This is a genomic window from Citrobacter sp. Ce129 (assembly GCF_030334545.1).
GTDB classification, from domain to species: domain Bacteria; phylum Pseudomonadota; class Gammaproteobacteria; order Enterobacterales; family Enterobacteriaceae; genus Citrobacter; species Citrobacter europaeus.
The window spans coordinates 1-323 of sequence record NZ_JAOWDS010000038.1; the positions used below are offsets into that span (position 1 = coordinate 1).

1 protein-coding gene is annotated in these 323 nt (G+C 52.0%); it reads left to right on the forward strand.

Features of this window, described 5'->3' with window-relative positions:
• Positions 1-323 (forward strand): phage tail tape measure protein (locus OGV77_RS24810; protein WP_286502534.1); only part of this gene is annotated, 323 nt, incomplete at both ends.

Here is a 323-nt window from a genome sequence, read left to right on the forward strand (position 1 = left end):
AACATGCTGACCGGCATGCTGAATGGTACACAGACACTCCGGGACGGGATGATTGGGTTATTTTCCTCCCTGACACAGTCGGTGATTAAAAACCTTGTCGATATGGCAGCGCAGGCGCTGATTACCAACACCATCCTGAAATCCATCATGGGTATCGGCGGCAGTCTTTTTGGCGGCGCAGCCACCGCGAGCACCGGCATGGCCATCAGCAGTTTTGGCAGCAGTGTTAGTTTTAATGCGAAGGGCGGTGTTTATGACTCACCTTCATTAAGTGCCTACAGCAACGGCATCTATGACAGCCCGACCCTGTTTGCTTTTGCAAA